A 340-nucleotide genomic window follows, 5' to 3' on the forward strand; every position below is an offset into this window, starting at 1 on the left:
GGGTTATAGGACAAAACGTGTGTATGGATTGGTCCTGCTTCCCAGTGACGGCGGGGCAAATCAGGGGTAGCTAAGCTTTGAAAGCTTAGGGTGGCTGGGGTGCTTGTATATCTCTGACATGTCTGGTTTGCGGACGGGCGCTGGTCCGGAACGGAAAAACTGCTGCTGGTAAGCAGCGGTACCGGTGTCTGGGTTGCGGTGCGAGCCGCTCGGCTGAGCGCCCGGATGTGAGCCGGCGTGCGGAGCTGGACGCTTTTCTGGGCTGGCTGCTGGGCACCGGCAACCAGGCAGGGGCTGCCTCGCTCGGCACGGCCCGGTCGTTCCGGCGCCGCACTGCGTG

General features: G+C 63.5%; 1 protein-coding gene. It reads left to right on the forward strand.

What is annotated here, in order from left to right:
- Positions 1-122: 122 nt before the first annotated feature.
- A partial coding sequence (locus AC1DBX_RS20755; protein WP_476932679.1) for an IS1/IS1595 family N-terminal zinc-binding domain-containing protein occupies positions 123-340 on the forward strand: 218 nt, incomplete at its 3' end.

The organism is Arthrobacter sp. 10N44_2, from assembly GCF_056394385.1.